This is a genomic window from Rhodocista pekingensis (assembly GCF_042665545.1).
GTDB classification, from domain to species: domain Bacteria; phylum Pseudomonadota; class Alphaproteobacteria; order Azospirillales; family Azospirillaceae; genus Rhodocista; species Rhodocista pekingensis.
The window spans coordinates 17,669-30,482 of the sequence record NZ_JBHTCM010000028.1; the positions used below are offsets into that span (position 1 = coordinate 17,669).

General features: G+C 68.6%; 12 protein-coding genes. 6 read left to right on the forward strand and 6 right to left on the reverse strand.

Features of this window, described 5'->3' with window-relative positions:
- Positions 1–43: 43 nt before the first annotated feature.
- Positions 44–1,798, reverse strand: coding sequence for a GGDEF domain-containing protein (locus ACFQPS_RS18620; protein WP_377360726.1), 1,755 nt, complete (start codon positions 1,796–1,798; stop codon positions 44–46).
- Between the two features lie 451 nt (positions 1,799–2,249).
- On the opposite strand from ACFQPS_RS18620, the gene ACFQPS_RS18625 reads away from it, so the two are divergent.
- Positions 2,250–3,896, forward strand: a complete 1,647-nt coding sequence (locus tag ACFQPS_RS18625; protein WP_377360727.1) for a methyl-accepting chemotaxis protein — start codon at positions 2,250–2,252, stop codon at positions 3,894–3,896.
- Between the two features lie 39 nt (positions 3,897–3,935).
- On the opposite strand, the gene ACFQPS_RS18630 is transcribed toward ACFQPS_RS18625, so the two are convergent.
- Positions 3,936–4,901 carry a winged helix-turn-helix transcriptional regulator gene (locus tag ACFQPS_RS18630; RefSeq protein WP_377360728.1) on the reverse strand — a complete coding sequence of 322 codons (966 nt, stop codon included), beginning with the start codon at positions 4,899–4,901 and terminating at the stop codon, positions 3,936–3,938.
- A 256-nt stretch (positions 4,902–5,157) separates the two neighbouring features.
- Here ACFQPS_RS18630 and ACFQPS_RS18635 point away from each other — a divergent pair, with 256 nt between their 5' ends.
- Complete coding sequence (locus tag ACFQPS_RS18635; RefSeq protein ID WP_377360729.1) at positions 5,158–5,562, forward strand: hypothetical protein; 405 nt, start codon at positions 5,158–5,160, stop codon at positions 5,560–5,562.
- A gap of 37 nt (positions 5,563–5,599) precedes the next feature.
- On the opposite strand, the gene ACFQPS_RS18640 is transcribed toward ACFQPS_RS18635, so the two are convergent.
- Positions 5,600–5,869 (reverse strand): GlsB/YeaQ/YmgE family stress response membrane protein, encoded by a 270-nt coding sequence (locus tag ACFQPS_RS18640; protein ID WP_377360730.1) that lies wholly within the window; start codon positions 5,867–5,869, stop codon positions 5,600–5,602.
- A 218-nt stretch (positions 5,870–6,087) separates the two neighbouring features.
- On the opposite strand from ACFQPS_RS18640, the gene ACFQPS_RS18645 reads away from it, so the two are divergent.
- Together ACFQPS_RS18645 and ACFQPS_RS18650 are read left to right on the forward strand one after the other, a co-directional pair.
- Complete coding sequence (locus ACFQPS_RS18645) at positions 6,088–6,504, forward strand: hypothetical protein (protein WP_377360731.1); 417 nt, start codon at positions 6,088–6,090, stop codon at positions 6,502–6,504.
- A 94-nt stretch (positions 6,505–6,598) separates the two neighbouring features.
- Complete coding sequence (locus ACFQPS_RS18650; protein ID WP_377360732.1) at positions 6,599–8,569, forward strand: TonB-dependent copper receptor; 1,971 nt, start codon at positions 6,599–6,601, stop codon at positions 8,567–8,569.
- Positions 8,570–8,815: 246 nt separating this feature from the next.
- On the opposite strand, the gene ACFQPS_RS18655 is transcribed toward ACFQPS_RS18650, so the two are convergent.
- The 3 genes from ACFQPS_RS18655 to ACFQPS_RS18665 all read right to left on the reverse strand — a co-directional run bounded on the left by ACFQPS_RS18655 (position 8,816) and on the right by ACFQPS_RS18665 (position 10,673).
- Entirely contained in the window at positions 8,816–9,616 is an 801-nt protein-coding gene (locus ACFQPS_RS18655; protein ID WP_377360733.1) for a BRCT domain-containing protein, read from the reverse strand.
- Positions 9,617–9,625: 9 nt separating this feature from the next.
- Entirely contained in the window at positions 9,626–10,063 is a 438-nt protein-coding gene (locus ACFQPS_RS18660; protein WP_377360734.1) for a hypothetical protein, read from the reverse strand.
- Positions 10,064–10,193: 130 nt separating this feature from the next.
- The gene (locus ACFQPS_RS18665; RefSeq protein ID WP_417715224.1) at positions 10,194–10,673 is read right to left on the reverse strand and encodes a MerR family transcriptional regulator; all 480 of its coding nucleotides are present in this window, start codon (positions 10,671–10,673) and stop codon (positions 10,194–10,196) included.
- A gap of 84 nt (positions 10,674–10,757) precedes the next feature.
- Between ACFQPS_RS18665 and ACFQPS_RS18670 the strand changes: the two genes are divergently transcribed.
- Both ACFQPS_RS18670 and ACFQPS_RS18675 read left to right on the forward strand, forming a co-directional pair.
- Positions 10,758–11,450: a cation efflux transmembrane domain-containing protein gene (locus ACFQPS_RS18670; RefSeq protein ID WP_377360735.1), complete on the forward strand. Its 693-nt coding sequence runs from the start codon at positions 10,758–10,760 to the stop codon at positions 11,448–11,450.
- An 88-nt stretch (positions 11,451–11,538) separates the two neighbouring features.
- Entirely contained in the window at positions 11,539–12,753 is a 1,215-nt protein-coding gene (locus ACFQPS_RS18675) for an acyl-CoA dehydrogenase (RefSeq protein WP_377360736.1), read from the forward strand.
- Positions 12,754–12,814: the final 61 nt, after the last annotated feature.

Sequence of the window (12,814 nt, forward strand, 5' to 3'; positions counted from 1 at the left end):
GGCAATCGCGTCGCCGCCGTCCAGGCGGATCAGGGCAGCCGGATCAGACCCGGGCGCAGACGATGCGGGACGGGTGCGACTTGGCGGCCGACTTGTGGCTGGCCACCAGCCGGACGATATGGTCCACGCTCATGCCCTCGTTCCGGCCGGGCGCCAGGAACAGCACGACGGCACTGGCGGTCAGCAGGGGGAAGCGGCGCGCATGGCCGTCGCGGTCCTTGCCCTCGAACCAGCCCTGGTGGCGCAGATCCATGGGGTAGAGGCTCTCCGCGTCCAGGCGGAACACCGACAGCAGCGTCTCCACGTCCGCCAGTGCCGCGGCTTCCTCCACCCCCGTCAGGACCAGCACGAAATCGTCGCCGCCGATATGGCCGGCGAAGCCGCCATGCCGGGACGCCAGCACCTTCAGCCGGTCGCTGAACATCAGGATCGCCCGGTCGCCCTGGCGGAATCCGAAATGGTCGTTGAACGGCTTGAAGTTGTCGAAATCGATGTAGGCGAGGCAGTGCGGCCGGGCCAGATCGGCGAGCGCGCCTTCGATCACCTCGCTGATGGCATTGTTGCCCGGCAGGCGGGTGAGGGGATTCTGGTCCGCCGCCGCCGCCAGCCGGCGCTCGTTCACCAGCTTCAGGAGCGAGCGGCTGGAGAGGAAGCCCGCATACTCGCCCCCCTCGACGATGATGACGCCGTCGGCGTCGCTGTCCTCGGAGAAGGCTTCGATGACGCGGTCGATCGGCGTGCCGATGTCGCAGACGGCGCAGGGCACGACGAACTCGTCCAGCCGGCTGCCGGCCACCTTGTTGCGCAGCAGGTCCGTGCCGTAACGGGAATAGATGAAGGGCTTCAGGTCGCGCTCGCGGATCAGGCCGCGCGGCGCCCCGTTCTTGCCCACCACCGGCAGGGTCGACGGGGTGGAAGGGTGGGCGAACAGCTCCAGCAGCAGGGACCGGGGCGCGTTGATGTTGATGGGGGGAATGCGCTCCAGCAGTTCCGACAGGCGCTGCCGCGCCATGGCGGGCGCCCGCCGGTCCTGCTGGTTGAGCTGGAGCACGGTGTCGTTCAGGAAGGGCAGGGTGTCCGAATAGGTCTGCGGCCGGCCGAGCAGGAAGCCCTGGGCGAAGTCGCACCCGGCATCGCGGCAGACATAGAACTCCGCCGCCGTCTCCACCCCTTCCGCGATGGTCTTCACGCCCTGGGTCTGGGCGTAGCTGACGAGCGCGCGCACGATGGCGCGCTTGCGCAGGTCGCGGTCGATGCCGGCGATGAAGAAGCGGTCGATCTTCACATAGGCCGGCTGCGCCTCGTAGAGCAGCTTCATGCCGCCGAAGCCGACCCCGAAATCATCCAGGGCGATGCCGATGTCGCGCCGCCGGTACTGCTCGACCGCCGCCTCCAGCCGCTCCCCCACGGCCGTGGTGTCCAGTTCGGAGATCTCATGCACGATGGGCACGCCGTAGCGCTGCCCGATCGCCGTGACCAGCGGCACGGCCCCCTCCAGCCGCGGATCGACGTTCAGGAACAGCTTCGCCGCCGCGGTCCCGACCAGCCGCTTGAAGGTGGCCGCGGCCTTGTCCATCAACCGAGTCTCCACCCCGGTCAGCGCGCCGTCGGCATGCGCGGCGTTGAAGAAGGACTGGGGACTGTCGAAACCGAGCGCGTCCCAACCGCGCACCAGGGCCTCGTAGCCATGGCAGCGGCCGGTGCGCATGTGAGCGATGGGCTGGAACCCGTGCCAGATGCCCTCCACCGCCTGATCCCAGTTCAACCCAGGAGAACCGGAGACGCTCGGAAGGGGCATGGCCGGCATCGCTGATTAACCATCATGGGGAAGCGGTTTTCTACATTAACACCGAAGCGTGACCGGTTCATGAAGGTCTTCGTCCCGACCTCCGTTGAAAGTTGTGTGGCCGCGGCCCGGCGCCCGTGACGGCTGTCATGGCCCAGGTGCGGGCCCCGTGGACGGGAAGCGATAGACGGACCGGTCCGGAACCGTGCCGGGGACGGGGGCGGGAACCACAGGTGGGGACGACAATCCGCGCCGATCGGAACGGGCGGAGCCGGATGCCCTCCTCTCCGACAAGGTTAATGCTTTTTTGATTCATCCTTTGGATGATCATGGGATTATCGTCTGCCCCCAGGAAGCAGGCATACGTGTCGTAGGAAGAGACATACCTATGAAGTCAACAACCTCCGCATCCGCTGCCACAGGGTCTGGCAGGCTGCCGGCGGTCAGGATCACGGGGCGGATCGTGCTGCTGGTCGTCACGTCGATGACGCTTCTGGCCATCGTGCTCACCGTGACCGCGTTGAACGTGATGACGGAGAACCAGAGACAGCGGGCCGTCAGAGACCAGGAGATGAAGCTCAGGGTCGCCTGGGAGACCCTCCGGGATGCCGGCCAGGATTTCGCCGTGCGGGACGGTGCCTTCTATGCAGGAGACATCCGCCTGAACGGGAACCATGATGTTGTGGATGAGGTCCAGTCCCTGGTCGGCGGCGTCGCCACGATCTTCCAGGGCGATCTGCGCGTCGCCACGAACGTGAAGAAGACCGATGGCAGCCGGGCGGTCGGTACCTCCCTGGCGAAGGGGCCGGTGTATGACGCCGTCCTGGTCCGCGGCGAGCGCTACCACGGCACCGCCGATATCCTGGGCGAGCCCTATTTCGTCGCCTACGATCCGATCCGCGGCGCCGATGGCAGTGTCGTCGGCATCCTGTTCGTGGGGGAGAAACAGAGCGACTTCTTCCAGCTTCTGAGTGCTGTGAAGGTTTCGGTGATCCAGGCGACCCTGGTCAGCCTCGCGGTCATGCTGATCCTGTCCACCCTGGTCGCACGCAACCTGACCCGGCCACTGCTGCGGCTGAAGCAGGCGTTGGACTCCCTGGCCCGGAACGATACGACCACCGATATCCCGTACCAGGACCGGCGCGACGAGGTCGGGGACATCGCCCGTACCGCCGCCATCTTCCGCGGGAACCTGATCGAGACGGAACGGCTGCGGCAGGAGCGCCAGGCCGAGCGGGCTCGGGCCGATGCCGAGCGCCGGCAGGAACTGACGGATCTGTCCTCCCAGGTCGAGACGCGGGTCAAGCGGGTGATGGGCGCCATGGTCGAGGCGATCGGCGTGCTGCACCAGACGGCCGCCGGCATGGAGCAGGAGGCGCGCGGCACCAGCGAGGAGAGCGCGGCCGCGGCGACCGCCTCGGCCCGGACGGGCAGCAACGTGCAGACGGTGGCCGCCGCCGCGACCGAGCTGAGCGCTTCGGCCGACGAGATCGGCCGCCAGATCGCCAACTCCCGCACCGTCGTCACCGAAGCGGCCGAGGAGACGGAGCGCACCGTCGGCGCCATCACCGCCCTGTCGGCCTCCGCCGACAAGATCGGGGAGGTCGTCACCCTGATCGGCGCCATCGCGGCCCAGACGAACCTGCTGGCGCTGAATGCCACGATCGAGGCGTCCCGGGCCGGGGAGGCGGGCAAGGGCTTCGCGGTCGTCGCCGGCGAGGTCAAGAACCTTGCCACCCAGTCGGGCCGCGCCACCGGCGAGATCGCAGCCCAGATCAAGGCGTTGCAGGACGAGGTGGGTGCGGCCGTCGCCGCCATCGACCGGATCGGCCGGATCATCCAGGCCGTCCAGGGCAGTTCCACCGCCATTGCCACGGCGGTGGAGCAGCAGACCGCGGCGATCCGCGAGGTCAGCCTGAACACCGAGCAGGCGGCCCGGGGCACCGGCGAGGTGCAGGACCGCATGTCGGAGGTCGCCAGCCGTGCCGGCCGCACCCTGGACGGGGCGGAGCGGGTGGAGCAGGCGGCGGACCTGCTGGTCCGTCACGCCGGCTCGCTGGAACAGGAGATCGAGAGCTTCGTCGCCGGACTGCGCTCCCGCGTCGCCTGACCGGCCGCGGGGACCGGAAAGAGGCCGGCCGCCGTTCCGTCAGAAGGCGGCGGCCTGCGCCGTTCCCGGAAGGGGGGCGGTCTCGTTCAGCATCTCGAACCGCACCTGGTCGATATGCAGCGGCTCCTTGCAGACGGAGCAGACGACGGCCGGCTCCAACGGCGCACCGCAGCGGCGGTGCGTCAGCAGGATCGGCGGCCCCTCGGGGGAGGCATACCAGCGGTCGCCCCACTGCAACAGCATCGTGAGAACCGGATAGAGGTCGCGCGCCTTCTCCGTCAGCCGGTATTCGTGTCGGCTGGGGCTTTCCTGGTAGGTCCGCTTCACCAGGAAGCCATGGGCGCAAAGCCAGCGCAGACGGTCCGCCAGGATGTTGGTGGCGATCTGCGTCTCTTCCCGGATCTCGTCATAGCGGGTCAGGCCCATGAACCCCGAGCGCAGGATCAGCGACGACCAGCGGTCGCCGACGACGCGCAGCACGGTGTCCAGCAGCAGGGCCGCGTCGCCTTCCGGCATCCGGGTCTGGCGGCGGCGGCGGTCGTAGTGTGGCAGCACGAGCCCCACGCCCGGTCCCTCCCGCCATTCGACCTCGCGGGCGTCGATCTCCACGTCGCAGGCGGTGCAGACGGGCACCGGATCGACCTCGCAGCCGCACAGCGCATGGACGAGGCGCAGCTCCGTCCGCCGCGGCAGCGGCGCCCAGCGGCGCTCCCAGCGCACCATCATGAGCGCGGCGGGGTAGAGCCCGCGGCCCTTCTCCGTCAGCCGGTATTCATAGCGCAGCGGCCGCTCGCAATAGGCCACCTTCGTCAGCAGCCCGCTTTCGACGAGCTGCTTCAGGCGGTTGCTGAGCAGCGGCCGGAGCAGGCCGGTCCGACGCTGGAAGGCGTCGAACTTGCGGACGCCGAGAAAGGCGCACTCAAGGATCAGCAGGGCCGCATGGTCGCCGATGACGTCCAGCGCACGGGTGATGGAGCAGGCCCGCACATACTTCTTGTCGTTCATATCCGGACCACCGCCCGCACAACCCCTTGTTCCGACGCCGGAAGCCTTGGCGGCACCGGCGTAAATCACACCGTCTTTGAGGTTATTATTCATACGCCCGTCTGCTGCCAACGGCTTTTTGCCCATGCCGGCCCCGCGGAACCGGCATCCGCGCCATCCGGCAGCAGCGTTCCCGGCCCCGCCTCGGCCTCTTGCGGGCGGTCGCGGCCGGCGGTATCTGCGGAAGACCGTTCAAGAGAGAGGGGAGGGAGCCGCCATGGGCGTGATCTACGTGGCGCGCAGCGCGAAACTCAGCGACTGGGCCTCGGATGTCGGCCTCAGCAAGCATGTCTTCAAGGTCGGCATCACGGACGAGGTTCCGGCCGAGCTCGCCGCCCGCGGCTGGGCGGGGGAGACGGACTGGACCATCGTCAAGAAGCAGGACGCAGGCGACCTGACGGAAGAGGAGGCGGTCGAACGCCTCTCCCGCAAGGACAAGATGGTCGATCCGGCCTACTATCCCCGCCTGAAGGGAACGGTGGGGGTGTTCAAGGTCCCCCCCACGCACGTCACCAACCACATCGTTATCGCCCGCGCGATGGCCGGGGAGGATGAGCGGGCGGACATCAAGTTGAAGACCGCCGATTTCGCGGCCTACCTGATCGCCAACGCCCTGCGCTGACGCCTCCCCGCGCCGCCACAGTCCGGGGCCTGCCGGGTCAGAGGCGTGGCGTCGCCCGGCGGCGGCCCGCGACCGCGTTGTAGACCCAGAGCACGAGGACGGCGCCCACGACGGCGACCAGGATGCTCCAGATGTTCAGGCCGGTGACGCCGGCGCCCCCGATCATCCGGAACACGATGCCGCCGACGAAGGCGCCGACGATTCCCAGCACGAGGTTCATCACGAAGCCGGAGCCGCTGCCGTGCATGATTCTACTGGCGATCCAGCCGGCGATCAGGCCCAGGATGATCCAGACGATGATGGACATGGCCTTTCCTCCCGCCCTGGCAGAGGCCGGGCGTCCTTGAGCGTGGCCGGGTCCCCACCGCGGGGGCCCGCGATCCCAACCGCGAAGGGGAAACCTGCGACAGCCCCGGAGGTTTCGCGTGGCCCGTTCGGAGCCTCGGGCTCTCCTTCAGGATAGGACCGGTCCGCTCCCGCGGATGCCGGTTGCTCCCGCTCCGGGCGCTTCCTAGACTCCCGCCCATGGGAGGAACCGGACGCCGACAGGGACCGTCAGGAGGGCTGCGCCGGCTGGCGCTGGGCAGCGCGTTCTCGGCTGCCCTGGCCCTGCTGCTGAACATGGTCGTGTGGGCGTACTACGCCCCCGCCATGAGCGTCGGCATCCTGACGCCCATCTGCACGGTGGACGGGCCAGCCCTGGTGGCGGTCGATGCCCGCACGGGCCTGCCGCTGGACATCGACGCGACGGAGGGCGGCGGCAGCGTCAAGCGCCACTGCCCGCTGGGCCTGCTGGCCGCCGAACTGTCCGTTCCGCCCGTAGCGGTGCCGCCCGGATTGCCGTCGCTTCCGGAGATCCAGGGCGGCTACGAACGGCCCGGCATCGGGCCTCTGGTCGCCCTGGCCTTCGCCTGGCAGGCGCGGGCGCCGCCGGCGGGCTGACCGACCCCTGAGGTCTTGTCATTCCCCGATCCCCGCCCGGGCCCGACGGTCCGGCGCGGTCCCGGGGTCATGCCCCCGTACAACGGACCCGATCATGTCCCGCCATACCCTGTCGGCGCGCGTCGCCGCGTGCCTGCTGTTGTGCTCATCCGCTCCCGCCGCCCTGGCCGGAGAGGCGACGACCCTGGTGTTGCGCCCGGTGGTCGTCACTGCGCCCGGAACCTCCGGCCCGCTCCGGGTGGAGACCGACCCGAAGCAGCCCCGCCTGCCGGTTCCCCCGAACGACGGGGCCGGCTATCTGAAGTCCATCCCCGGCTTCTCGGTGATCCGCAAGGGCGGCACCGGGGGCGACCCGGTCTTCCGCGGCCAGTCCGGCTCGCGTCTAGGCCTGCTGATCGACGGGGCGCCGCTGCTGGGCGGCTGCAACATGCGGATGGACCCGCCCACCGCCTATGTCTTTCCCGAGTCCTTCGACAGCATCACGGTGCTGAAGGGGCCGCAGTCCGTGCGCTACGGCGGCGGCCTGTCCGGCGCCGCCGTCCTGATCGAGCGCACGACGGACCGGTTCACGGAGCCCGGGGTGAGGGGCGACGCCAGCCTGCTGGGGGGCAGCTTCGGGCGCAACGACCAGATGCTGGACGTCACCGCCGGGGCGCCGGAGGGCTATCTCCGCGCCATCGGGACCCGCGCCCACAGCGACGATTACGAGGACGGGGAGGGCAACGACGTCCATTCCCGCTACAACCGCTACAGCGGCACGCTGGTCGCCGGCTGGACGCCCGACGCCGACACCCTGCTGGAGGCCTCCAGCGAGATCAGCCGGGCCGAGGCCGCCTATGCCGACCGCATGATGGACGGTGCCGAGTTCGACCGCACCTCCCACCGCCTGCGTTTCGTCCGCGACGGCCTGACGCCCCTGGTGGACAGGGTCGAGGCCAGCGCCTTCTATGACTACATCGACCATGTCATGGACCGGTTCAGCCTGCGCCGCTGGACAGGCGGCATGATGGCCGCGCTCAGCAATCCGGACCGGGAAGGGTATGGCGGGCGCGCCGCGGTGGACCTGAAACCGGCCGAGGGGCTGACCGTCTCGGTCGGCATCGACGGCAACCATGACCGGCACAGGGTCCGCAGCCTGAGTGCCGCCGAGTACGCCGCGGGCGTCGATTACAGGGACAAGCCGCGGCTGGCCGATCTGGTCTTCGAGACCTGGGGCGGCTTCGTGGAGGCCGGCTACCAGTTCGACGCCGACCGCCGTCTGACGGCCGGCTATCGCCTCAACCGGACCCGGGCGGAGCAGCGCGGGCGCGCCGATGCGGCCACGGACACCGACTGGCTGCACACCGGCTTCGCCCGGCTCGAGCAGACGGCCGGGGAGGCCTGGACGCTCTATGCCGGTCTCGGCCATACCGAGCGGGCACCCGACTACTGGGAACGGACCCGGCAGTTCACGCTCACCCCGGAGAAGACGACGCAGCTCGACACCGGCGCCCTCTACCGCGCCGGCCGCTGGCAGGCCTCCGTCTCGCTGTTCGCCAACCGGATCGACGACTACATCCTGCTGTCCGCCAGCACCGGCAAGAACATCGACGCCCGGACCTGGGGAGGGGAGGCGGAACTGGGCTACGCCATCACCGGCGACTGGCGCGCCGCGGCGACGCTGGCCTATGTGCGCGGCGAGAACCGCACGGAGGACACGGCCCTGGCCCAGATGCCGCCGCTGGAGGCGACGCTGGCCCTGGACTATGACGACGGGACGTTCCTGGGCAGCCTGCTGACCCGGCTGGTCGCCTCGCAGGACCGGCTGGACATCGGCTGGGGCAACATCGCCGGTATCGATGTCGGACCCTCCGGCGGCTTCGCCGTCGTCTCCCTGTCCGCCGGCTGGCGGCCGGCCGACGGGGTGACCCTGACCGCCGGCATCGACAACCTGTTCGACCGGACCTATGCCGAGTTCCTGAGCCGGGCCGGCACGCCGAGCCTGGCCGGCGACGGCTATGTCCAGACCACCCGGGTCAACGAACCCGGCCGGAGCTTCTGGCTCAAGGGCAGCTTCACCTTCTGACCTGTCCACGTCCGGGCGGACAGGTTCCCACCGGAGACGGCCCACCGGGCCGTCTCCGCAAGGTGGGGGACGCTGGAGTGAAGGCCGGTCGAAGCCGTCGGCTGTCAGGCTACGATTCCGATCAAGGTTGACCTCACCCGACCGCGGACAATAGACTGATAATATATCTTATGGAAAATACGCGCCTGATTCAGCGCAACATGCCGCGTCGGGGGCCTCTCAAATCTGGCAGGCATCGCCCGTCGATCAGGCCGGGTTGAGAACCCCGATCAGCTCCAGATACCGGGCTTCATCGATGATCTGTATTCCCTTAGTCTGGGCTTGCTTAAGCTTGGCCCCGGGCCCCTCTCCGACCACCAGGACATGGGTGCTGTCCGATACTGATGCGCCGACGGTTGCGCCTAGAGCTTCCGCCCGCGCCTTTGCTTCCGACCTGCCCATGTTTTCGAGGGTCCCGGTGAACACGATTCGCAAACCGTGGAGAGGGAGGCTGGCACGCTGTTCAACATCATAGGGCGCAACAGCAAAGCGGCGGTTGAAGGCGTTAACCCACTCCGCGGCTTCATCCATCATGGACCATTCATAGAGCGCGGTTGCTGTCGCCGGCCCTACGCCCGGAACACGCAGCAGTCGTTGCAACAGCAGGTCAGGTGCCTGGGAGAAGAGAGAGGAAATGAACGCATCCCAACTCCGGAACTCGATAGCCAGGGCCCGTGATGTGAGCGGGCCGACATTCTCGACCGGGATCAGATCAATCGCCTCTCCAAGGGGCACGGTACCGTCGTTGCCGCTCCTCGCTGACGCCCAAAGCTCATAAAGGTAGCCGTCTATGTCGTCGAAAACTTCTCCGGTTTCGCGACACGCTATCGCATGGCAACGATCGGCGCGAACGAAGAAGTCCCCGCCGTCTATGCCGGAAAACTTCATCTTCAGTGATCGCCCGGATGGCGCCAGATCGACAATCTCCCCCTGAAATGTTAAGGTGCGTCCGCGTTCGTCCGCGTAGCTGATGGAAACGCGAGCCGGAAGCTTATAGAGCGACTGCATCGGCGGTCCCTAAAGCAACAGCGGTGTCTTGGCTGGCATTGGCGGCGGCACCGGGCTACGCATCAGAAGCCGGATGATATCTACCAGGGCTAATCCCATGGCATGGGGCGAGGTAAAGACCCACTCGCCGCTTTTGGTGCGTCGGAACTGTGGATGCAGATTGTCGAGGCTGGCCCATAAGGCCGGGACGGGAGCGGCGCCTTTCCGTTCGGGGAGGTAGTCGGACTTGACCGTTACGACGGGCTCATCAGGACCCCGGTGGGAGGGGTTGTAGCCATAGATGTGGGTGAGTTCCGCTAATATCCCATCATCAGTGGCGCTATCCAAACGCCATCGCTCCAGGCGCGCACCAGCAAGCTCCCCGGAGCGGTCGTAGCGGGCACCAGTGAGGGTGTCTAGGGAACGATAGACAGCCCAGCGTAGCAGGCCAGCGGTTATCCCTGACATGGTACCCTCTCCTATGGCTACACTGAACATAATTCAAAAGTTGCTTTTTCTCAATATGAGCTGTCGTTTTCGGGCGCTGGTTGACTGCTCTTTATATCAATTATGGTGGAGAGGGCCGAACCACCCTGCATCACGGCCGGTTCCGGGCGGGCATTCCTGGCACGGGTTCCGGCAGGACCGGCGGTGACAGGACCGGCGGTGACAGGACCGGCGGTGACAGGACCGGCGGTGACAGGGCCTCGATGATGCGGCAGTCGCTGATCCGGTCGCCGCGGCACTGGCCGGCGAGCCGGACCAGCTCGTCGCGCAGCCGGGTCAGGTCGGCGATCTTCGCCTCCACCTCGGCGATCTGCCGACGGGTCAGCGCGTCCACGCCGGCGCAGGACTGGTCCGGCCGGTCCGCCACGTCCAGCAGCGCCCGGATCGTATCCAGATGGAACCCGAGCGCCCGTGCCCGCCGGATGAAGGACAGCCGCCGCACATGGGTGTCGTCATAGTCACGGTAGTTGCCCTGGGTCCGCGGCGGCGGCGGCAGCAGCCTGATCCGCTCATAGTAGCGGATCGTCTCGACATTCGTGTCCGTGATCCTGCCCAGGCGGCCGATGTTCATGTGGCTCCCCGCCGGTGAGAAGGGCTTGACCCTGTAGCGGCTACGGACCCCAGCCTAGCCGGGTACGCCACCGAGGAGAAGATCATGGGCGCTTCCTGCTGCGCCGGCCCCTGTTCGTCCGAAAAGCCACCCGCCGATCCCGCCTACCGCCGGGTCCTGTGGGCCGCCCTGCTGGTCAACGCGGCCATGTTCGGGGTGGAGATCGCGGCGGGGGCGGCGGCGGGCTCCGTGTCCCTGAAGGCGGACGCAATGGACTTCCTCTCCGATGCCGCCAACTACGCCATCAGCCTGTTCGTCCTGGGGGCGGCGCTCGCGGTCCGGGCCCGGGCCACCCTGGTGAAGGGCCTGTCGCTCGGCGCGGTCGGCCTGGTCGTGGCGGGCAACACCCTCCACAATGCGTTGCTCCTGACGGTTCCCGGGGCGGAGGTCATGGGCGCTGTCGGCCTTCTGGCCCTGGCGGCCAATGTCGGCGTGGCCGCCCTGCTCTATGCCTGGCGGGACGGCGATTCCAACCGGCGCTCGGTCTGGATCTGCTCGCGCAACGACGCCATCGGCAATGTCGCGGTCGTGCTGGCGGCGGCCGGCGTGTTCGGCACCGGCACCGGCTGGCCGGACATCGTGGTCGCCGCCGTCATGGCCGGGCTGGCGGTGTCCGGGGCCGTCCAGATCACCCGGCAGGCGCTGGCGGAACTGCGCGGCGGCGGCCATCCCGCGGACGCCTCGCCCCGTCGCCCGGCCGAACAGACCGCAGTCCCGTCGCCGCGCGTTCCGGTGTAGGCTCCCCCGCCCGGGCCGGCGGCGCGGGGCGGTCCGACCGTCCCCTGCGCCCGCACGCCGCCCGGAGAAAGACACGGGAGACGACGCCATGGCCGATGCGCCGGAGACAGGTTTGCCGCAGAAGACCCCCAAGGGGAGCCCCTTCCGCTGGGAGGACCCGCTGCGCCTGGACGACCAGCTTTCCGAAGAGGAGCGGATGGTCCGCGACAGCGCCCGCGCCTACTGCCAGGACCGGCTGATGGGGCGCGTGCTGGAGGCCTTCCGGCACGAGCACTTCCACCGTGAGATCATGGCGGAGATGGGCGAGCTGGGCCTGCTGGGCGTCACCATCGACGGCTATGGCTGCGCCGGCCTGAACCATGTCTGCTACGGTCTGGTGGCGCGCGAGGTGGAGCGGGTCGATTCGGGCTACCGCTCGGCCATGAGCGTGCAGTCCAGCCTCGTGATGCACCCGATCCACGCCTATGGCAGCGAGGAGCAGCGGCAGCGCTGGCTGCCGGGCCTCGCCAGCGGCACGCTGGTCGGCTGCTTCGGGCTGACGGAGCCGGACGCCGGCTCCGACCCCGGCTCGATGAAGACCCGCGCGCGCAAGGTGGCCGGCGGCTGGACACTGTCGGGGTCGAAGACCTGGATCACCAACTCCCCCATCGCGGACGTCTTCGTCGTCTGGGCCAAGGACGAGGCGGGCGATATCCGCGGCTGGGTCCTGGAAAAGGGCATGACCGGCCTGTCCGCCCCGAAGATCGAGGGGAAGTTCAGCCTGCGCGCCTCCGTCACCGGCATGATCATGATGGACGAGGTGTTCGTCCCGGAGGAGAACCTGCTGCCGGGGGCCAAGGGCCTGTCGGGTCCGTTCGGCTGCCTGAACAAGGCGCGGTACGGCATCGCCTGGGGGGCCATGGGCGCGGCCGAGTTCTGCTGGCACGCGGCGCGGCAGTACACGCTGGACCGCCAGATGTTCGGCCGGCCGCTGGCCGCGACCCAGCTCATCCAGAAGAAGCTGGCCGACATGCAGACGGAGATCGCGCTGGGGCTCCAGGGCGCGCTGGCGCTGGGCCGCATGCTGGATGCCGGCACCTGGGCGCCCGAGGCGATCAGCCTGATGAAGCGCAACAACTGCGGCAAGGCGCTGGACATCGCCCGCGTCGCCCGCGACATGCACGGCGGCAACGGCATCGCCGACGAATACTATGTCATCCGCCATGTCCTGAACCTGGAGGCCGTCAACACCTACGAGGGCACACACGATGTCCACGCCCTGATCCTGGGCCGGGCGCAGACGGGGCTCCAGGCCTTCGGCTGAGGCAGGACGCCGGCCCCTCGCCTCCCCGCGACGATCTTCCTGCGCGCGTCCGCGGCCATTT

Coding starts and splice junctions, on each gene's coding strand:
- ACFQPS_RS18620 (WP_377360726.1), bottom strand. CDS start 1,798: ATGCCCCTTCCGAGCGTCTCCGGTTCTCCTGGGTTGAACTGGGATCAG.
- ACFQPS_RS18630 (WP_377360728.1), bottom strand. CDS start 4,901: ATGAACGACAAGAAGTATGTGCGGGCCTGCTCCATCACCCGTGCGCTG.
- ACFQPS_RS18635 (WP_377360729.1), top strand. CDS start 5,158: ATGGGCGTGATCTACGTGGCGCGCAGCGCGAAACTCAGCGACTGGGCC.
- ACFQPS_RS18640 (WP_377360730.1), bottom strand. CDS start 5,869: ATGTCCATCATCGTCTGGATCATCCTGGGCCTGATCGCCGGCTGGATC.
- ACFQPS_RS18645 (WP_377360731.1), top strand. CDS start 6,088: ATGGGAGGAACCGGACGCCGACAGGGACCGTCAGGAGGGCTGCGCCGG.
- ACFQPS_RS18650 (WP_377360732.1), top strand. CDS start 6,599: ATGTCCCGCCATACCCTGTCGGCGCGCGTCGCCGCGTGCCTGCTGTTG.
- ACFQPS_RS18655 (WP_377360733.1), bottom strand. CDS start 9,616: ATGCAGTCGCTCTATAAGCTTCCGGCTCGCGTTTCCATCAGCTACGCG.
- ACFQPS_RS18660 (WP_377360734.1), bottom strand. CDS start 10,063: ATGTCAGGGATAACCGCTGGCCTGCTACGCTGGGCTGTCTATCGTTCC.
- ACFQPS_RS18665 (WP_417715224.1), bottom strand. CDS start 10,673: ATGAACATCGGCCGCCTGGGCAGGATCACGGACACGAATGTCGAGACG.
- ACFQPS_RS18670 (WP_377360735.1), top strand. CDS start 10,758: ATGGGCGCTTCCTGCTGCGCCGGCCCCTGTTCGTCCGAAAAGCCACCC.
- ACFQPS_RS18675 (WP_377360736.1), top strand. CDS start 11,539: ATGGCCGATGCGCCGGAGACAGGTTTGCCGCAGAAGACCCCCAAGGGG.